The following is an 18,886-nucleotide window of genomic DNA, read 5'->3' as shown; positions in this document are numbered from 1 at the left end:
CCTTCCTGCACTCCCCAGCCATTGTGCTGTCCTTCCTGATAGGAGGTGTATGATGAAAAATTTATCTATAGGTTTTGCTCTTGGTACAGCTCTGCTGCTTGGCGGTTGTGCTACTACCCCGCACAAGCGTTTGACATTTGACCAGTTGGGACAATTCTCAAGTTATGCTTTAAATGCGCAGACCTATCGTATCAGTTACCAGGCTCGTGACAATATCAGTTATGGGACTGCAGAAGAAATTACCCTGGTTAAAGCAGCACAGACCACAGTACAAAACGGTTTTCGCTATTTTAAAGTACTGGATGATCCGAGCAACCGTACCCAGCAGCCACCCCGTCAGGCAGTTGTCTATCCAAGCCGGCCCTATTATCCTTCCGCTTATTACCGGCGTTATCCCGGCTTCTGGCCAGATCCGTTTTATGATATGCCGCAAGTGGTAAATATTGACCCGGTTCAGGTTTCCTATACTATTGAATGTTACAAGGAGCAGAAAAATGTGCCTCAGGAGGCCTTTGATGCACGCCTTATTCTGTCGTCTATTGGTCAAAAATATGGAGTCAGTCCAACTGGTCAGGTCCTACAACCCCAGACTGCACCAGCCCAAGACACAACCAAATGATAAAAACAAAAATTAAGGACAAATAAAATTTTATGGCTGAACCTGTGACTTCTCCGAGTCTGAACCGTAGTAAACGTTATGCCACAATCGCTCTGGTTGTGGCGGTTGTAGCCTGGCTCATACTCATTGCCATGGCCAAGCTCGTGCCAGAGTATGCCTGGCTAATCCAGATCCTGATGCTTGCTGCTGAAGCTGGAGTAGTGGGCGGGCTTGCTGACTGGTATGCGATTACAGTTCTATTCCGGAATCCTTTTGGTCGTATTCCTATTCCGGCATTTTTAAAAGACCATACGGAAATCATTCCACGCAACAAGGATCGGATTGCCGTATCTATGGGCCGCTTTGTACAGGAAAACTTCCTGTCTCCATCAGTGGTAGAACGCAGTCTGCAAGATACTGATCTGGCCATGGCAGCCGGACGGTGGCTGGCTCAGCCAGATAACAATCTGCAAGTGGTACAGATTATCCAGCAGACTGTACCCAAAATTTTTGAATTTGTCGGGCAGGAGCAAATTGGCCGTTTTATCCAGAATAATAGTGTGCAGTGGGTACGTAATACCCAGATCAACACTTTGGCCAGTGAAATGTTGCGTGCTGTACTGGAAAATGATTTTCACCAGGATGTATTGCAGCGTGGGCTGGATCTGGCTCAGGACTGGATGAAGTCACATCCGGAAGAGACACGTGAGCTGACCCGTAAGCTGTTTAAGGAACTCGGTGTCTGGAAACTGGCAAGAGGCGCCAGCTGGATTGGTATTGATGTACAGCAGCGGACTGTTGATTCGATGCTTGGCCGGGTCGAGTCCATGCTGGCTGATCCCGAGCATCCGTGGCGGCAGAGCATTGAACAATATGCAAGCCAGCTTATGCTGGAACTGACAGATGAAAATAGTCTGTCGAGTCAACGTCTGAACAGTGCAAAAGATGCCCTGCTCGACAGTCCGCAAGTACTTAACTTTATTAGTGGCGCGGTGGCTATATTGTGTAATGCTGTCAAGGACGATTTAGAAAAACCAGATTCAGGAATTGCTCTGAATTTAAGAGTTGCCATTCAGCAGGTGGGTGAGAACCTGATGCAGAATAGAGAAGTCCGTCACTTGCTGAATCAGCGGATGAGTAGTTTGGCTGTTAGCTTTAGTGACCAGTACAGTGACCGGGTGATTCATTTTATTAGTGAGCGGATTCATGAATGGGATTCGCGGGAAATGATTGACAAAATTGAGAACGAAGTGGGTGGCGACCTGCACATGATCCGCGTCAACGGCGTAGTCGTAGGCGCTTTTATCGGACTGACTCTCGGCATTATTCGCGCGCTGGTGGACTTTGCTTTTTAAGCTTGAGTTAAATTTTAAAAGGAGGTTTACGATATGTTTAAAGTAGAGTCTAAGTTTGCCGCACAGAACGTGACCATATTCAGTGTGATGACAGAAATGGCACAGCGCCTGAATGCACTGAACTTGTCTCAAGGTTTTCCAGATTTTCCTGCACCACCCGATCTGGTCGAGGCATTATCTAAAGCCAGTCATGACGGTCATCATCAATATGCTCCGGGTGATGGCTTACTGACACTTCGTGAACAGCTGGCTGCCCAGTTTTATAAACGCGACCAGATCAATATTGATCCACAGGCTCAGCTTACCATTACACCAGGCGCTACAATTGCTATTTTTTGCGCTATTCAAGCGATAATTCGTCCGGGTGATGAAGTAATTATTTTTGATCCGAGTTATGACAGCTATGTACCCAGTGTACAGATGATGGGAGGAAGCTGTAAGCGTATAGCCTTGCAAGCGCCAGAGTTCAAGGTTGACTGGGAGCATTTAAAACAACAGGTCAACTCTAAAACACGAATGATAGTCGTCAATACTCCACATAATCCGAGTGCTACTGTTTGGACACGTGAAGACTGGCAACAGTTGATTAAACTGGTGCAAGACACCAATATCGTGATTCTCAGCGATGAGGTGTATGAGCATCTGGTATTTGATGGCCGTCCACATTTGAGTGCCCTCAGTTTTCCTGAGCTGGCCGAGCGCAGTTTCGTGATTGGTTCATTTGGTAAAACCTTTCATGTGACAGGTTGGAAAACAGGTTATTGTGCGGCTTCACCGCATCTCATGCGCCTGTTTCGTCAGGTTTATCAGTTTGTAAATTTCTGTGCGAATACTCCCTGCCAGGTAGCCTTGGCCAGCTATATGCAACAGCATCCGGAACATATTGAGCAGCTCGGCAGTTTTTATCAGGCCAAGCGAGACCTGTTTATTGAAGGATTAAAAGGTTCACGCTTCCAGTATGAAGCTTCTCAAGGCACTTATTTTCAGAATCTGGACTACAGCCAGATCTGCCCAGAACTGAATGATATGGAAATGTGTAAATTTTTGGCTGAACAGCATGGTATTGTGGCTATTCCTGTTTCTGCCTTTTATGAAAAACCGCCCTCTGAACTACGTTTGATCCGGTTCTGCTTTGCTAAACAGGAATCTACATTGCATAAAGCCTGCGAAATTTTACGCGGCTGCTAAACAGATACCACTATATTCGGCAGGAAGTTACTTAATTCATAGCGTTTTTCAGGTCAGCCCTATGTTAGGATTATTTTAAAGATAATACTAAAAACAGGGAGAGTGCAACGCACTGTTATGGCACCACATCAAACTACTATACAGCAGCAGAAACTCTGGAAAACTTTTTTAGTTTTTCTTTTACCGTTAATTGCAACCAATATTCTGCAAAATCTGTCCGGGACAATTAATACGATCTTTGTCGGGCAGATGATGGGCGTCGAGGCAATTGCTGCCGTTTCCGTGTTTTTTCCAATTTTATTCTGTCTGATGGCATTTGTAATTGGGCTTTCAGCAGGAGCCACTGTACTGGTTGGCCAGGCTTGGGGCGCTCAGAATATACAGAAGGTGCGCTGTGTAGTTGGTTCTACCTTATTTATGACATTAATCGGTGGGATTATTGTGGCGTTACTGGGGGTTATATTTGCCGAGCATATTTTGCTTGCACTGGGTACAGACCCGGCTGTGATGCATTTATCACTTCCTTATGTCCGCTGGATGCTGGCTGGCAGCCCCCTGTTATTTATTTATATTATTTATACATCTATTTTACGGGGTGTCGGTGACAGTGTAACGCCACTGATTGCATTGGGTATGACCAGCCTGATCGGCTTAATGATCACCCCTATCCTGATCGCCGGTTATTTCGGCTTACCTAAAATGGGGATTATTGCACCGGCTATTGCGACTATTGTGGGCTATCTTGCGGTGCTGGGCTTTCTTGCGGTTTATCTGAATAAAAAACATCATCCTTTACGTCCAGACCGGGAGCTGTTCAGTTATATCCGTCATCAGCCAAAATTAAGCAAAATTATTTTAAGGCTAGGTATTCCCACTGGCATTCAGATGGTAACCACCTCTGTAGCTGGCCTGGTCATTGTGGGGCTGGTTAACCGTTTTGGTGCCCATGCCACAGCAGCTTATGGTGCAGTTAACCAGGTTTTAAACTATATCCAGTTCCCAGCACTCTCTATAGGTATCGCAGCTTCAATTTTTGCAGCCCAAGCGATTGGAGCGGGTAAAAATGATTTACTGTCACGGGTGAGCCGTACTGCGCTCGGCATGAATTTTGTCATCACTGGCATTCTGGTAATATTAGGCTATCTTTTCTCGAAGTATCTGATGGCACTTTTTATTACCGATCCGGAAGTAGTCGAGCTGGGTCAGCAGTTACTGTTTATTGTACTGTGGTCTATTCTGTTTTTTGGAGCCAGTGCCATTTTCGCCGCCATCATGCGGGCCAGTGGCACCGTAACTGTACCGATGCTCATCAATATCTTTGCTATTTTAGCGATTGAACTGCCATGTGCTTACTGGTTTAGCCAGATCTGGGGCCTTAAAGGAATCTGGTATGCCTATGCACTTGCTTTTGTAAGTCTCTGTATTTTACAAGGTTTGTATTACCAGTTCGTATGGAAGAAAAAAAATGTAGAGGTATTAATTTAAAATAACACTCTCTTTTTTTAGGTATTAAAAAGCCCAGAACCGATAATAGGATCTGGGCTTTTTTTATTTAGTATATTAATAAACAGTTATACGATCTGGTTACGTGGTTTTTTATTCATGCCAGTCAGCAGACCAGTAATATATTGGTATTTGGCCGGCATAACGCGCTGCAAGGCATCCAGAAATTTTGCATCATTACCAATCAATAGACGGCGCTTGTCTTTCAGTACCGCATCCAGAATTTGGCGAGCAGCCTCTTCTGGTGGAATACGGAGCAGTTTGTTGAATGAACTGACTGATTTTTCGGGATGCATGCCTAGTGATTTAAGACTTTGATTGACTTTAGCAGCATTGGCAATATTGGTACGAATACCGCCTGGATGCACACATAAGGCACTTACCCCACATTTTTGCAGGTCCAGTTCCTGACGTAACGATTCAGTAAAACCACGCACTGCAAATTTGGTCGCATTATAGGCAGACTGAGTAGGCTGAGCTGTCAGACCAAATAAACTGGAAATATTGACAATATGCCCATCACCACTCTTTTTCAGATAAGGCAGAAATTCTTTAGTGCCATATACTACGCCCCAGAAATTAATTCCGACAATCCATTCCAGCTCATCATAATTGGCACCTTCGACTGTTGAAGCTAAAGCAACGCCGGCATTATTAAAAATCAGATTTACCGACCCATGATTTCTGACGGTTTCTTCAGCCCATGCTTTTACTGCTTCACGATCTGCCACATCCACTATCTGGGTCGTGACTCGTACATTACTGTCTTTTAACAGTTCGACAGTCTTTTGTAGGCCTTGCGCATTAACATCACTTAAAGACAAATGGCAGCCCTGTTTAGCCAGCAAAACTGCCAGCTGTTGGCCAATCCCTGAGCCTGCACCTGTAATGGCAGCAACTTTATTTTTAAAATTCTTCATGCATGTTCCTTTATTTTTCTCTCTGCAGTGGCAGATAGATAGCAAATTTCCTTTTCAATATAATTTTGACAATTCATATTGTCAATATTTCTTTAAAGTTAAAAATGCATAAAAAATAAACGGCAGTATCTGCCAGCACTTTCGTTTAAAAAACTTGTTAAAATGGCTGCCATAGAATTCTATAAATAATAGGTAAAGATGAGTCAGTCAGAATATGCTCAGGAGCCACAGGCAGATACAGCTGCCAGTTCGAGGGAACGTCAGTTCAAGGGATTATCTTTGTCAGAACGTAAACTGGCACGTCGCACCAAGCTGATTGAAGCGGGAATTGAAGCTTACGGTACTCAAGGTTTTTTTTCAGTTACGGTTAAAGATATTTGCCGTGAAGCCGGACTGACTGAACGTTATTTTTATGAATCTTTTAAGAAAAGTGAACAGCTGTTCCAGACTATTTTTCTCCAGCTGATTGAAGAGCTACAGCAAAGGGTAATGCAGGCTATTATGCAGGCTTCGCCTAATCCTGATAAAATGATTGAAGCCGGCTTACGGGCTTTACTCAACATGTTAAAAGATGATCCACGGGTTGCACGTATCATTTATGTGGATGCCATGCTGGTTCAGGAATTGCATAACCAGGCTACCATTCAGGAAACCATGCTGCGTTTTGATCGAATGATTCAGGCTTTTGTGATGTTAATGATGCCGCATCTAAGCCGTAGCCAGCATGAGGTTTCACTGATCGCGACTGGCCTGAACGGTTATGTCACACAGCTGGCAATTCGCTGGGTTATGGGCGGTTTTAAACAGAGTCTTGAAGATATACTGGCAGCAGCCCAAGTGGTATTTATGGCATTATTAGAAAAATTTGAGAAATAGTCTTTCTTTAAATTGTGAGCTGATCGCTTATCTTTCTTAATTTAATATTGTGATAATTTCTGAATTATTAATACCATACTTTCGCAGAGCTGCTATTTGAATGTAATATTTGTCACAAATAATTGCTAAAATAGAGTTTGTCTCCATTTTTGCAATGATACTGTCATAATTTATCTTTGTAATAAGCCTGTCATAAATAAAAACGGTTCACCGTTAATAACGAATAGGGTATTGCGCTGTGAAAGATGATTATATTTTAATTGTAGATGATGAATTACCGATCCGTGAAATGATTCATACCTCTCTGGACATGGCAGGTTTTCAATGTCTGCAAGCTGAAGATGCCAAGCAGGCTCATCAGATGATTGTTGATCAGCGCCCGGCCCTGATTCTTCTGGACTGGATGATGCCAGGCGGTATCAGCGGTGTTGATCTGTGTCGCCGTCTGAAGCGCGATGAAAATCTTTCCGAAATTCCGGTAATTATGCTCACTGCTCGTGGCGAAGAAGACCATAAAGTACAAGGCCTTGATGCCGGTGCAGATGATTACATGACCAAGCCATTCTCAACTCGTGAACTGGTTTCCCGAATTAAAGCTGTACTGCGCCGTGCCAATGCCTTGAGCGGTGAGAAAACAATTGATGCCAATGGCCTGCTATTAGATCCGGTCAGTCAGCGTGTGAGCTTTGGTGATTCTATTCTGGAAATGGGGCCAACCGAATACCGATTACTGGCGTTCTTCATGACTCATCCAGAGCGTGCTTATACCCGTGCCCAGTTACTTGACCAGGTCTGGGGCGGAAATGTATATATTGAAGATCGTACCATTGATGTACATATCCGACGTTTACGCAAGGTGCTTGAGCCTTATGGTGCCGACCGCTTTGTACAGACTGTACGTGGAACCGGTTACCGCTTCTCGACCCGTGCTGATGTCGCTCTAGGTTAAACTGACTTTATGTATGAACCATATCCGGTTCCTGAGCTGGCCCGGGACTACAAAAAATTCCGATACAGCAGTTTGTGGACTTTTGCTAAACAGGACTTACGGCTGCTGGTCTTTCTACTGCTCGTTGCCAGTCTGATCGGTTTCGGGATCGGCTATTTCTGGAGCTGTATTTTCATTGGCTTTGTCGTGTTTTTTGCTTTTCAACTACGGTCCTTATATTTAGTAAATGAATGGATTTCTAACCGGCCTTATGATGCTCCACCTAATTTAAACGGTATCTGGGGAGCACTCCTGTTTAATGTATACCGGGCCCAGCGTCAGGAACGCATCGTGCAGGCAGAAATGGTCGGACTGATTGACCGGGCGCAATCTTCATTAGTCGCACTGTCTGAAGCAGTAATGCTGATTGATGATCTGAACCAGATAGAATGGTTTAATCCGGCTACTGAAAAACTGCTTGGTATACAGCCCCTAGATCGTGGTCGTAATCTGCTCACGATACTACGCCAGCCTATTTTTATTGAATATTTTCAAAATATTGATCAGGCGCCAGATGGCATCAAGATGAAGTCGCCCGTGCATGAAGACCACTATGTGCAAATCAAGCTAACCCGTTTTGGTGGCGAAAGTCATTTGCTGGTGGCTTATGATGTTACTCGCATGCAAAACCTGGAACAGATGCGTAAAGATTTTGTCGACAATATTTCGCATGAATTACGCACCCCGCTCACTGTATTAAGTGGCTACATTGAGACTTTTACCGATCAGGAAGATTTGAATCCACGCTGGAAACGGGCATTTGACCAGATGCAGGCACAAACCAAGCGCATGAATTCTCTGGTTAATGACTTGTTGCTGTTATCACGTCTTGAAAATAACAAGAAAATTGCCAAGAACCAGATTGTGGAAATGCCCGGTCTAATGAACCAGCTTTTTGATGATGCTCAGGCCTATAATGTCGATTATGGCCATACGCTTAATCTGGACATAGACAGCCATTGTGACCTGATCGGTTCAGATATGGAACTGGCTAGTGCCTTTAGCAACCTGATTACCAATGCCATTAAATATACGCCCAAGGGCGGTACAATTACTATCGGCTGGCATGATGATGGTGAACATGGCTATTTTACCGTACAGGATACAGGCATCGGAATTGACCCACGGCACCTACCAAGACTGACTGAACGTTTCTACCGGGTGGATAGTGCCCGCAGCCGGCAAACCGGCGGTACCGGATTAGGCCTTGCGATCGTCAAGCATGTACTCATGCAGCATAATGCCTATCTGGAAATTGAATCTAAGGAAAATGAAGGCTCGACCTTCAAAGCTGTCTTCCCTAAAGAACGCCTATATCATTTAAACTAGATCTATAAAAAATGCGCCTCAAGGCGCATTTTTTATTATTGGTCTTCTAAAGAGCCTGACCCAGTTTCTGTCCCATAGTCACCACAGAATTGGCCTTAAATTCCGCATCCCAAGCCATTTTATCCTGTTCAAATAAAATTACAGCAGTTGAGCCCAAGTAAAAACGTCCCAGTTCGGCACCCTTTTCCAGTACCACGTTATGCTGGTTCAGCTCAAGACGACCGGACGGTTTTACTTTTCCAGTAACCACTGTTTCAATTCCAGCCACAATCATGGCACCTACCATAACTACCGCCATGCGTCCCAGTTCGGTATCGAACAGACAGACCATACGCTCATTACGTGCAAACAGGCCAGGAATATTCTCGGCAGTAATCTGGTTAACTGAAAACAGCTCACCTGGAATATACAGGGTTTCAGTTAGTGTACCCATTATTGGCATATGGACACGATGATAATCCCGCGGAGAAAGATAGACCGTAGCAAACTGGCCATGTTTAAATGGCTCTGCCAATTGTGGATCACCGATGAGTTTCTCGACAGAAAAACTTTGTCCTTTCGCCTGAAAAATATCACCGTCATGGATCGTACCCAGCTGTGAGATAGCGCCATCGGCTGGTGAAACGATACTCTTAGGATCAGCATCTACCATACGCACACCTTCGCGTAGGGCACGGGTAAAAAACTCGTTAAAAGATTTATATTTTAAAGCATTAACCTGATCGGCAATTGACATATCTACGCCATAGCGGGTTTTAAAGGTCTGAATGACCGCCGCACGTACCAGCGGGTTCTCACTGGCAGCAATTTTACCGACTACCCGGCTTAGCTGATGCTGGGGAACCAGGCGCTGGGCCCGAATAAAGATATTTTTTTTCAGACGTGATGTGAGGCTCAAAACGGCAACTCTCCGGTAATAATAGGGCTGTCGAGGCGATTGCCCCATTCACTCCATGCACCATCATAAGCCTGTATTTCCCAGTCGAGAAGTCGGCCCAGTATATAAGCCAGCCCAGAGCGATGATGCGATTGACAATACACCACGACAGGCTGGTCCAGCTGAAAACCTGCATTCTGCAGATTTTGTCGGGTGCGTTCTAGCGGATGCAATTTTAGATGATTTTGTCGGTCAAGGGCAGTACTCCATTCAAAATGGCGAGCACCTGGAATATGTCCACCACGACGGGCTGCAAGACGCAGGCCAGTATACTCATCAAAGGTTCGGCAATCCCATAGCTGGGCGCTATCTTCTTTAATCATTTGACGAAGTAGATCATATTTTACCCGATATTTCTCACTTTGGCCAAGGTCAACCTGTACCAGTGTATCAGCGGCTTTAATAACCGCCTGTTCAGATGAAGTAGGTAAACCGGCAGCCAGCCAGCCATGAATACCACCATTTAGCAGACTGGTCTGTTCAAAACCCAAGCAATGCAGGTTCCAGAGCAAGCGTCCTGCCCATGCCCCGCCTTCATCATCATAAGCAACTACATGATGTTCTGGAGAAATTTGTAAATATTCAATTAGTGCCTGCAGGCCCAGCTCATCTGGGAGCAGGCCAGAGGCTTGCTCTTCATGACGTACTAATAATTTAGGTTTTAAATGTAAGGCGTGCGGAATATGCAGTTGCTGATAAACTGATTCTCGGCTCAAGTCGACAATACGCAGTTTTGGATGACCCAGCTGTGGTAAAAGCTCCTCGGCTTCGATCAGTAAACCAAAGTTAAAATCAGGTGTCATCATTACACTTATTTCAGGTTATTTTTTATCTGAAGCCAATTTTAGCATAGTCTAATTTAAAGCCATTGCGGTTTTTTACAGGGCCTTTATAAAATAACTGCTATGTAAACCGGCTTAAATTTCAGGTTCCTGAATATCAAAAACCTGTCGTAAATAGGCCAGAAAGGTATCGTTATCGGTCATGGTTTTACCCGGACTGTCTGAAATTTTGGCAACCGATTGTCCATTGCATTCCACCAGTTTTAAGACAATATTTAAGGGTGTTTGGCCCATATCATTAGTCAAATTGGTACCAATACCGAAACTGACCTGAAAGCGGTCTTTAAAGTACTGATGAAGTTTCCATGCTTTTTCTAGATTGAGGCCATCGCTAAAGGTCAGCATTTTAGTCCGGCTGTCAATTTTTAGCTTGCGGTAATGCTTATAGGCCTTGTCACCCCATTCATAAGGGTCACCGCTATCATGCCGCAGACCATCAAACAGTTTGGCAAAATACAGGTCAAAATCACGCAGGAAGGCATCCATACCCACAACATCAGTTAAGGCAATGCCCAGATCACCACGATATTCCTGTACCCAGGTTTCCAGTGCAGCTTTCTGAAAATTGCGCAGCCGTACATCCAGTGCCTGAAAGGCCTGCAAGAATTCATGTGCCATTGTGCCGATAGGAGTAATACCCAGCTCTTTTGCCAATAAGACATTACTGGTACCACGGAAAACACTTGGACTGGCCTTATGGAACTCTTCAATTACATGCTTTTGCCATTCAAAACTGTAGCGACGGCGTGTACCAAAGTCTGACACCAGAAAAGGAGGATCATTTGGCTGCTGTCCACGCTCATAACTCTTGATCAGTTCCAGCTTGGCTTGCAAACGTCGTTCACCTTCAGCCAATACTTCTTCACTGCGAATACGGCGAAAATATAGTTCGTTAACCAGTGCCAGTACAAAGATTTCAAACATCATGGCCTGAACCATTGGGCCTTCAATCCAGATATCCAGTCGGCCTTCTGCATCTATACCGGCTTTAATAAAACGACGCTTGAGCTGAAACAGTTCCAGATAGTCGACAAAATCACTCTTGATAAAACGTAGATTACGCAGATACTGCAACTCATCTTCTTTAAATGTGAGCTGGCATAAATAATCTAGTTGCTGATTGAGTTCATCCAGGATATCTGACAAAGGATATACAGTATCTTCCAGATTCCGGCAACGAAAATGATAGACGCTGTCAGTTTGCGGAAACTTATGTAATACCACCTGTAGCATGGTGAATTTATATAAGTCAGTATCAAGAAGGGAGTGAATAATTGCAGACATATGCAGAAAATTTTTGCTTTAATCTTTTAATTAAAACATATTTTGATGAGCTATAAGCCAAGTTTTTCATGTAGATACGTAAAGCAAGACTATGGTCTTATACTGTTCAGAATCTACCTGCAAACAGTCCGCTAAATTTTTATCTATATTTTAAAAACTTAGCCAGTATATATTATTCGTTCAATAGCTCTTTAAGAGCCTGTTCCTGTCCAATCACTTTAGCAAATTCTGCTACAGTTTTTTGTCCGGGCTGCTGTGTATTCATATCACAGTCGACCTTACGCAGCTGTCTGGCAATTGCCCATTCCATTTTAAAAATAGCACCCATCAAGGCTGTATTACCTTTATTGTCTCTGGCACAGCGGTCAGCCCCGGATGCCAATAATGTGCTGACAATATTTTGCTGACCATAGTAAGTTGCTATCATCAAGGGAGTAAAACCTGCATGATTTCTGCTATTGACTGGAAATCCATATTTTAGGAATTCATCAATTACTTCTTTATTTCCTGTTTTTGCAGCAGCAAAGAAAAGATCAACCAGTTCCTGCTGGGCTGACAGCTTACTGTCTTGCACAGGAGACTCAGCTACCTCGGCCATCACGACGGTACTGCTCAGGCAAAATAGTGAAATCAGGAAAGTGCTTTTTAAAAAACTCATCAGGATTCCCCTTAGTCTTCAAAATAATAAAATATCTCTAACATATTGCTGTAATCACTCCACTTTAAAACTAGTGCACCGCATGAGGTAAAGGTGATTAAGTTAACTCACCTTTCCTCACTGAAGGACTGACCTGACTTAGTCTTGCAGTTGCTCTGCTTTTGCCTTAACAGTAGCCAGGTTACCTTTTACCGCCTGGGTCAGCCGTGTACCATACTCTGCATCTGCCTTATAAAAGTAGGACAGCATGATGTGTTTAGTTTCGGTATCTTTTACTGCACCCAAATCAGCTGCCAAGTTACGGATCAGGTCATTTTTTTCAACCGCTGAATAGGAGCGATAGAGTTCACCGGCCTGTTTGAATGGTTGCTCTTTCTTGATTGCCTGCTGTAATACACTTCCTTCAAGTGGTGTCATGACTGCTTTGGCATGTGTGGTTGAAGGTTTAGGTTCCTTGCGGCTTGGTTCATAGTTCACATCTGAATCACGTTCAGATACATTCATGAAGCCTTCCTGGTTATTGTTATTGACTTTGACCAGAGGACGGTTTACTGGAATCTGCTGATGGTTTGCACCTAAACGGTACATCTGGGTATCTGAATAAGAGAAGATACGGCCCTGTAGCAGACGGTCCTCAGAAGGCTCAATGCCTGGAACCAGATTACCTGGTGCAAATGCCGACTGTTCAGTTTCATTAAAGAAATTCTTCGGCATACGGTTTAGCGTCAAAGTACCTACTTTAACTTCTGGAATCAGGTGAGTGGGCCAGATTTTAGTAGCATCCAGTGGATTAAAGTCGAATTTGTTCAGATCTTTCGGGTCAAGTACCTGAATATATAAATCCCATTTTGGATAGTTTCCGGCATAAATATTGTTGTACAGGTCATTGGTCAGGTGATTAAAGTCCTTACCTTGCATTTCACGGGTCTGTTCCATGTTCATGCCTTTAACACCCTGTTGAGTACGGAAATTGAATTTCACATACTTATACTCGCCTTTAGCATTGTACAGTTTGAAAGCATGCACACCGAAGCCATCCAGGTTACGGTAGCTGACTGGAGTACCGAGGTTAGAATACACGTAGGTCAGCATATTTACAGCCCAAGGCTGACTTTGCAGGAAGTCAAACACACGGTTTGGATCCTGAACATTTGTCACCGGGCTTGGCTTCATGGCATGAATAAAGTCGGGAAATTTAATAGCATCGCGAATAAAAAATACAGGCAGGTTGTTGCCGACCAGGTCCCAATTGCCTTCCTGAGTATAAAACTTCAGGCCAAAACCGTGCGGGTCACGTAATGTCTCTGGTGAACCTTTAGGATGGATTACAGTAGAGAAACGCAAGAAAACCGGTGTTTTGGTTCCTGCTTTAAATAGTGATGCAACCGTTAAGTCCGATAAGTCTTTTGTCGCAATAAACTCGCCATATGCTCCTGTACCACGTGCGTGTACTACACGCTCAGGAATACGCTCACGACCAAAACGCTGCAATTTTTGAATCAGCTGTACATCCTGAAGCAAAGTTGAGCCATTCTCGCCGGCAGTGATTGAATTCTGGTTATCCCCTACAGGTGCTCCATTGTCTTTGGTCAAAGGCGCTGCGTAACTTGCTGACATGGTAACACCCAGCATGGCGACCAGTAATGAACGCTTAAACATAACATCATCTCTTTAATTTTCTGCAGCGGCACTTTACTAGAGTCTTTAAAATAGTTAAAAATGATAATAAAAATAAATATAATCGGTTATTCAAATATTTAAAAATAAGCTATTGTATAATATTAATAAAATATATATTCAAGTTTAGAAAGCGAGTTTTGATACACTATTAACCCAGTCTTTAAGTAAGCAAAAAAGAGAGTGAGATGCGGGCATTATTACAGCGTGTACTTGAGGCCAAAGTCATAGTGGAAGGCAAAATTACCGGTGAAATTGGTCATGGGATTCTGGTATTTTTAGGATTAGGGAAAGAAGACACGCTGGATACAGGTAAGAAATTAATCGATAAAATTTTAAAATATCGGTTTTTTGATGATGAGCAGGGAAAAATGGGTTGGAATGTCAGTCAGGCAGGGGGTGGTATTTTACTGGTTTCCCAGTTTACCCTGATGGCTCAAACCCAAAAAGGGTTACGTCCGGACTTTGGACCAGCGATGCCACCGAGTGAAGCTAAAGTACTTTATGAAGAACTGGTTGCCTACACGAAGTCTCAGTTTGAGAATGTACAAACCGGTATTTTTGCAGCAGATATGAAAGTCCATCTAGTAAATGATGGGCCGGTTACCTTCAATCTTGAAATAGAGTAATTTTAAAAAAAAATATAAAGAAGCCCTCTATTTTAAGAGGGCTGGGTTTTATTATTTACCCGTTTTTTCCTTTAAAAACTGACGAGCCATTTTAATTTTTTCTTTAACCGGCTTTGGCAGTTTAGGTGGAAGCAGTTTTGCTACCTGGTTAAACCAGACCAGTAAACCAAAATCACCTTCCATTTTAATACTGCCATTTTGCATCCCTGTCATAAAAGCAGTTGGATCACCTTTAAGCAGCGTCTTCACCCCCTGCTCACTATCAGCAAACTGTAAAATAAAGTCAGCTTTTTCAGCAGAACTAGATACAGTTTCTACGTGCCCATGATTAATGACAAACTGACGTGCCATCCCCTGTTCTGTCCCAATCTGGATACGGAACTGGCGATCATGGGTCAGTTCAATAAACTTTGGACTGGTACGGGCCAATTGCTTCATACGTAGAGCTAATCCCATCAGGAGTAAATCGAGAGGATCAGTACTCAGGTCAACCAGAGGCAAGTGAACAACAGGAATTGAAGAGAGTTTCATGACATGCGCGCCTATTATATTCTTATAAAAAATAATCTTATGATCGTAGCATAAAAGCTTATTTTTAAATAAAGTCTTTGTATATTAAAAATTATCAAACGTAAAAAAAGGTGTACGGACAGGTACACCTTTTTTATTAAGTCAGCTCATTTTTAGCGACTTGAACACTGTTGCTGGTCGTCTTCATAAACTGGAGTATGCTCAATGTACTGGCGTTTAGCCAAGGCTTTTTGTGCACGGTGGTCTTCACGCAGCAAGAGCATGGTAATCGCCAGCATGGCCAGGCTGAGTGCACATAAATAACTGTAAGTGAGTGGAATAATAAAAACTGACTGAATACCAAAACGTACCATTTCCAGTAGTCCCCAGAACACCATACCGGCAAGCATAAAACTCAGCCAACGACGGTAAGGCGAAAAGAAAACAGCAACAAGTGCAGCAACAATTAAACCAAATCCCATGATGGTTGCATAATTCGCTGTCCACATACCAATCTCCGTCATTAATGATGTCGTTAGGCCCTTTCTTAGACCATCATGTTATTCCCCAAATGCCCTGCAAAATTGATTATTCTGCTTAGCCTGTTTTGTACTTGTTGGCATTATGAAGAGTTTTCTATAGAAAAAAAGCCCTGAATTCCGATTACACGACATACCTTGTCGCAACATTCTTTTGTCATTACATTTAAAAAAAATATAGAAATGCCTTATCCCAAGCTGTATCAATCTTGGCGCGTCATTACAAAAAAATATGTTGCTTTTTTGATCAAAAAGATAATTTTTTAGTTTAATCTACACATGTACAAACCAAGATTATTTTTTTATTAACTATCTGTTTATCAGAAGTTTACCAACAAAAAGTGCGACTCCTGAGTCGCACAAGTTGTAACTGTATTTACGCATCAGGCACGATTCAAGTCCTTATCGTGTACACCCAGTAAATAAAGAACACCATCTAGGCCTACACTCGAAATTGCCTGATTAGCATTTTGCCGTACTAGAGGTTTGGCACGAAAAGCTACCCCTAAGCCCGCGATTGAAAGCATAGGCAAGTCATTAGCACCATCTCCAACAGCAATTGCCTGTTCCAGGGAAATACCCATTTTTTCTGCCAGTTCACGCAGTAAGAAGGCTTTGCGGGCACCGTCGACTATATGTCCTTTCACTTCACCAGTGACACGGCCATTTTCTACATCAAGTATATTGGCATGTACTTCGTCAATCCCGAGTTTGGCCTGTAAATATTCTGCGAAATACTGAAAACCACCCGAGAGAATAGCAGTTTTATAACCCAAAGCTTTTAACGTTGAAATCAGACGCTCTGCACCTTCTGTCACTGTCAGTCGTTCGGCGATTTTTGGTAGAACTTCGGCATCTAACCCTTTAAGCAGAGCAACCCGTGCACGGAAACTCTGCTGGAAATCGAGTTCACCCTGCATGGCACGCTCGGTAATTTCAGCCACCTGTGCACCAACACCAGCTTCTATTGCCAATTCATCAATGACTTCCTGTTCAATCAGGGTGGAATCCATATCAAAACAGACTAAGCGTCGGTTACGCCGATAAGCATTATCTTCTTGTACAGCAACATCAACATTAAGCTCAGTGGAGAGCCTTAGACAGGCAGCTCGCATAGCTGCGGCATCAAGCATTTGTCCGCTCAAGCCAAACTGTATGCAACTACGCTTAGGTTCTACCTGTTCATGATTCAGATGAGGCCGTCCCGATAGACGGGTGACTGTTTCGATATTAAAGCCTTGCCCTGAGACAATATTCGTAACAGCTTGTAAATGCGAAGCTGACAGTTCAGGTGCTAAAGCCGTGACAATATAACGGGTTCGGCCACCTTCATTCACCCATTGTTCGTATTCTGTGCTTGAGATTGGTTTAAAGCGCACAGTTAAACCAATATCATGTGCTAAAATCAAAATCTCTTTCATTGCCAGAGCTGTTGCAGTCTGGTCGTTTGACGCGACTACAATACCTAAGGTGAGCTGATTGTGAATAACGGCCTGCCCCACATCCAGAATTTGCAAGGAATGTACGGACAATACCTGCATTAATCGCGTAAACTGGTTGGGTTGATCAGGTCCTAAAAATGATATAAGAATGATTTCTCGCATGAATTGACTCGGGTCTGAGCTACAACTATTGTAAGAATCATAATCGAAATCAAATATAATTGCCTTGGAAGTTTACGTTGAATGCGCCTAGACAAGGGCTATTTGCTAGCCTGCTGATAATAAGTTTTGCATTGCATACCTTTTTACTGGTTCTTGCAACAACCCATCAACTCAATGAGAATCGGGCCAGCCAAGGCCAGCTGATGACCAGTCAACTGGTCAGTGACTCTCTGGCAGAGCTGGATCCCCCCAACCCGGTTTCGCTGGCATTGGTCGCCAACCGTTATGCGACCAATCCAAGTGTGGCATCTATTCGCATTCTGGATGCCAACAACCAGCTTTTAGCATCAAGTGGCATGGCTAAAACCCGTCAGGGTGAAGTATTTGTGCGTGATGCGCTGCAAAATGAAAAGAAAGTAGGCAGTATTGAGGTCAGTCTGATTAAACCCAGTATTGGTGAAATTTTACGGACCCAGTGGCTGGCAATTCTGGCATCACTGTTTATACATGTGCTGTTATGGCTGGCTTACCGGGCAGTTGCGCGTCCAAGCCGTAGCGAATATCTGGCACGGATCAACAATGAGTCACGCCTGAAACATGAAATTCAGCAGTTGACCCAGGCCCTTGAACTAGAGAAACATAATTCTGCCCTGATGGTGGCCCAGGTACAGCAGCAGGCTAAAGCCCAGCCATTACCTAAAGCCAGAACTGCCGAAATAACTTCAGATAATGATCAGCGAGTGGCATTAAGCATTCAGTTCTATGATCCAAAACAGTTGCTTAGTAGCGTAAACCAGTCCGTTTCTGTGCCTTACTTTAAGCTTTGTCAGATTTTTCTGAATAAAAGTATTGAGCTGTGTGCACAGCATTATCATCTACGCAGTAGCAATCTGGAAATTCGACAGGAATTTAACCAGAATGGTGCAGTCGTTTCTGTCTCTGCTGATTCCAAACCGGCAGTTGAGTGCCTGCTTATGGTAGGCACGGTATTCCAGTTACTTTCAGATGTACTGTATAAACGTTACCGTGAAGACAAACGCTTTGCCCTGCAAACACGGAGTGCGGTTGCAACCGCGGTTGAGGCAATGCAGCTCAACGCCCAGCAAGCTGCTGAACGTCTGGCCCAGCAGCTCAATGCCAAGGAAACTGCTTTATATCTCAATAATGAACAGCTTAAAGACATCAGCCAGAATTACCAGCTGATGCCAATGCCAAATCCGAGTAATGTCCTTACCCGAAATGCATTTATGCTCAATGGTTTAAATACTGAGTCTGCTGAACTTGCACAGCAAATCCGTACTGAAATCCTGATGGGTAAAAAAGTACGTTCAGAACAAGTCTAGTTTCTCTGAAAACACAAACCTGATCTGTATATAGGTCAGGTTTTTTTATTTCAGTCTAAAAGCCTTGACACACTGGCCCAAAATCTTCCAGGTGAGCAAAGATTAA

The 18,886-nt window shown here is 43.6% G+C and carries 18 protein-coding genes; 9 read left to right on the top strand and 9 right to left on the bottom strand.

Annotated features, from left to right (window positions below; all coding sequences use genetic code 11):
* Positions 1 to 52 precede the first annotated feature (52 nt).
* From B3R63_RS12470 to B3R63_RS12455, 4 genes are all read left to right on the top strand, one after another.
* Positions 53 to 619, top strand: coding sequence for a CC0125/CC1285 family lipoprotein (locus B3R63_RS12470; RefSeq protein WP_286731957.1), 567 nt, complete (start codon positions 53 to 55; stop codon positions 617 to 619).
* Between the two features lie 32 nt (positions 620 to 651).
* A complete protein-coding gene (locus tag B3R63_RS12465; RefSeq protein ID WP_265768482.1) occupies positions 652 to 1,953 on the top strand; it encodes a DUF445 domain-containing protein in 1,302 nt (433 codons plus the stop codon).
* A gap of 33 nt (positions 1,954 to 1,986) precedes the next feature.
* A complete protein-coding gene (locus B3R63_RS12460; protein ID WP_286731535.1) occupies positions 1,987 to 3,141 on the top strand; it encodes a methionine aminotransferase in 1,155 nt (384 codons plus the stop codon).
* 117 nt (positions 3,142 to 3,258) lie between these two features.
* The gene (locus B3R63_RS12455) at positions 3,259 to 4,626 is read left to right on the top strand and encodes an MATE family efflux transporter (RefSeq protein ID WP_286731955.1); all 1,368 of its coding nucleotides are present in this window, start codon (positions 3,259 to 3,261) and stop codon (positions 4,624 to 4,626) included.
* Between the two features lie 86 nt (positions 4,627 to 4,712).
* Here B3R63_RS12455 and B3R63_RS12450 read toward each other — a convergent pair whose 3' ends face one another.
* The gene (locus tag B3R63_RS12450; protein WP_005017759.1) at positions 4,713 to 5,564 is read right to left on the bottom strand and encodes an SDR family NAD(P)-dependent oxidoreductase; all 852 of its coding nucleotides are present in this window, start codon (positions 5,562 to 5,564) and stop codon (positions 4,713 to 4,715) included.
* Between the two features lie 198 nt (positions 5,565 to 5,762).
* Here B3R63_RS12450 and B3R63_RS12445 point away from each other — a divergent pair, with 198 nt between their 5' ends.
* The 3 genes from B3R63_RS12445 to phoR all read left to right on the top strand — a co-directional run bounded on the left by B3R63_RS12445 (position 5,763) and on the right by phoR (position 8,757).
* On the top strand, positions 5,763 to 6,440 hold the full coding sequence (locus tag B3R63_RS12445) for a TetR/AcrR family transcriptional regulator (protein ID WP_075040552.1): 678 nt from the start codon (positions 5,763 to 5,765) through the stop codon (positions 6,438 to 6,440).
* A 238-nt stretch (positions 6,441 to 6,678) separates the two neighbouring features.
* Positions 6,679 to 7,389 carry a phosphate regulon transcriptional regulator PhoB gene (gene phoB / locus B3R63_RS12440; protein ID WP_005017756.1) on the top strand — a complete coding sequence of 237 codons (711 nt, stop codon included), beginning with the start codon at positions 6,679 to 6,681 and terminating at the stop codon, positions 7,387 to 7,389.
* A 9-nt stretch (positions 7,390 to 7,398) separates the two neighbouring features.
* Entirely contained in the window at positions 7,399 to 8,757 is a 1,359-nt protein-coding gene (gene phoR, locus B3R63_RS12435; protein WP_005017755.1) for a phosphate regulon sensor histidine kinase PhoR, read from the top strand.
* Positions 8,758 to 8,803: 46 nt separating this feature from the next.
* Here phoR and asd read toward each other — a convergent pair whose 3' ends face one another.
* From asd to B3R63_RS12410, 5 genes are all read right to left on the bottom strand, one after another.
* Positions 8,804 to 9,655: an archaetidylserine decarboxylase gene (asd, locus tag B3R63_RS12430; protein ID WP_286731531.1), complete on the bottom strand. Its 852-nt coding sequence runs from the start codon at positions 9,653 to 9,655 to the stop codon at positions 8,804 to 8,806.
* Complete coding sequence (locus B3R63_RS12425; RefSeq protein WP_034429141.1) at positions 9,652 to 10,500, bottom strand: sulfurtransferase; 849 nt, start codon at positions 10,498 to 10,500, stop codon at positions 9,652 to 9,654. Before B3R63_RS12425 ends, asd begins: the two co-directional genes overlap by 4 nt.
* 111 nt (positions 10,501 to 10,611) lie before the next feature.
* On the bottom strand, positions 10,612 to 11,820 hold the full coding sequence (gene pncB, locus B3R63_RS12420) for a nicotinate phosphoribosyltransferase (RefSeq protein ID WP_286731529.1): 1,209 nt from the start codon (positions 11,818 to 11,820) through the stop codon (positions 10,612 to 10,614).
* A 172-nt stretch (positions 11,821 to 11,992) separates the two neighbouring features.
* On the bottom strand, positions 11,993 to 12,478 hold the full coding sequence (locus tag B3R63_RS12415; protein ID WP_286731528.1) for an ankyrin repeat domain-containing protein: 486 nt from the start codon (positions 12,476 to 12,478) through the stop codon (positions 11,993 to 11,995).
* Positions 12,479 to 12,616: 138 nt separating this feature from the next.
* Entirely contained in the window at positions 12,617 to 14,137 is a 1,521-nt protein-coding gene (locus B3R63_RS12410) for a catalase (protein WP_286731526.1), read from the bottom strand.
* Between the two features lie 206 nt (positions 14,138 to 14,343).
* On the opposite strand from B3R63_RS12410, the gene dtd reads away from it, so the two are divergent.
* Complete coding sequence (gene dtd, locus B3R63_RS12405; RefSeq protein WP_005017742.1) at positions 14,344 to 14,784, top strand: D-aminoacyl-tRNA deacylase; 441 nt, start codon at positions 14,344 to 14,346, stop codon at positions 14,782 to 14,784.
* A 51-nt stretch (positions 14,785 to 14,835) separates the two neighbouring features.
* On the opposite strand, the gene B3R63_RS12400 is transcribed toward dtd, so the two are convergent.
* From B3R63_RS12400 to serB, 3 genes are all read right to left on the bottom strand, one after another.
* Positions 14,836 to 15,315 (bottom strand): SCP2 sterol-binding domain-containing protein, encoded by a 480-nt coding sequence (locus B3R63_RS12400; protein WP_106438839.1) that lies wholly within the window; start codon positions 15,313 to 15,315, stop codon positions 14,836 to 14,838.
* 152 nt (positions 15,316 to 15,467) lie between these two features.
* Complete coding sequence (gene aciT / locus B3R63_RS12395) at positions 15,468 to 15,803, bottom strand: ciprofloxacin tolerance protein AciT (RefSeq protein WP_005017736.1); 336 nt, start codon at positions 15,801 to 15,803, stop codon at positions 15,468 to 15,470.
* 413 nt (positions 15,804 to 16,216) lie between these two features.
* On the bottom strand, positions 16,217 to 17,437 hold the full coding sequence (serB, locus tag B3R63_RS12390; RefSeq protein ID WP_005017734.1) for a phosphoserine phosphatase SerB: 1,221 nt from the start codon (positions 17,435 to 17,437) through the stop codon (positions 16,217 to 16,219).
* Between the two features lie 59 nt (positions 17,438 to 17,496).
* Here serB and B3R63_RS12385 point away from each other — a divergent pair, with 59 nt between their 5' ends.
* The gene (locus tag B3R63_RS12385) at positions 17,497 to 18,780 is read left to right on the top strand and encodes a hypothetical protein (protein ID WP_105919129.1); all 1,284 of its coding nucleotides are present in this window, start codon (positions 17,497 to 17,499) and stop codon (positions 18,778 to 18,780) included.
* The last annotated feature ends 106 nt before the right edge of the window (positions 18,781 to 18,886 follow it).

It is taken from the genome of Acinetobacter sp. UBA1297, from assembly GCF_002307755.1.
GTDB lineage: Bacteria > Pseudomonadota > Gammaproteobacteria > Pseudomonadales > Moraxellaceae > Acinetobacter > Acinetobacter radioresistens.
The sequence above is the reverse complement of the archived record's forward strand: the minus strand, read 5'-3'. Positions and strand labels throughout refer to the sequence as shown.

Coding starts and splice junctions, on each gene's coding strand:
- B3R63_RS12470 (WP_286731957.1), top strand. CDS start 53: ATGAAAAATTTATCTATAGGTTTTGCTCTTGGTACAGCTCTGCTGCTT.
- B3R63_RS12465 (WP_265768482.1), top strand. CDS start 652: ATGGCTGAACCTGTGACTTCTCCGAGTCTGAACCGTAGTAAACGTTAT.
- B3R63_RS12460 (WP_286731535.1), top strand. CDS start 1,987: ATGTTTAAAGTAGAGTCTAAGTTTGCCGCACAGAACGTGACCATATTC.
- B3R63_RS12455 (WP_286731955.1), top strand. CDS start 3,259: ATGGCACCACATCAAACTACTATACAGCAGCAGAAACTCTGGAAAACT.
- B3R63_RS12450 (WP_005017759.1), bottom strand. CDS start 5,564: ATGAAGAATTTTAAAAATAAAGTTGCTGCCATTACAGGTGCAGGCTCA.
- B3R63_RS12445 (WP_075040552.1), top strand. CDS start 5,763: ATGAGTCAGTCAGAATATGCTCAGGAGCCACAGGCAGATACAGCTGCC.
- phoR (WP_005017755.1), top strand. CDS start 7,399: ATGTATGAACCATATCCGGTTCCTGAGCTGGCCCGGGACTACAAAAAA.
- B3R63_RS12425 (WP_034429141.1), bottom strand. CDS start 10,500: ATGATGACACCTGATTTTAACTTTGGTTTACTGATCGAAGCCGAGGAG.
- pncB (WP_286731529.1), bottom strand. CDS start 11,820: ATGTCTGCAATTATTCACTCCCTTCTTGATACTGACTTATATAAATTC.
- B3R63_RS12415 (WP_286731528.1), bottom strand. CDS start 12,478: ATGAGTTTTTTAAAAAGCACTTTCCTGATTTCACTATTTTGCCTGAGC.
- B3R63_RS12410 (WP_286731526.1), bottom strand. CDS start 14,137: ATGTTTAAGCGTTCATTACTGGTCGCCATGCTGGGTGTTACCATGTCA.
- dtd (WP_005017742.1), top strand. CDS start 14,344: ATGCGGGCATTATTACAGCGTGTACTTGAGGCCAAAGTCATAGTGGAA.
- B3R63_RS12400 (WP_106438839.1), bottom strand. CDS start 15,315: ATGAAACTCTCTTCAATTCCTGTTGTTCACTTGCCTCTGGTTGACCTG.
- aciT (WP_005017736.1), bottom strand. CDS start 15,803: ATGTGGACAGCGAATTATGCAACCATCATGGGATTTGGTTTAATTGTT.
- serB (WP_005017734.1), bottom strand. CDS start 17,437: ATGCGAGAAATCATTCTTATATCATTTTTAGGACCTGATCAACCCAAC.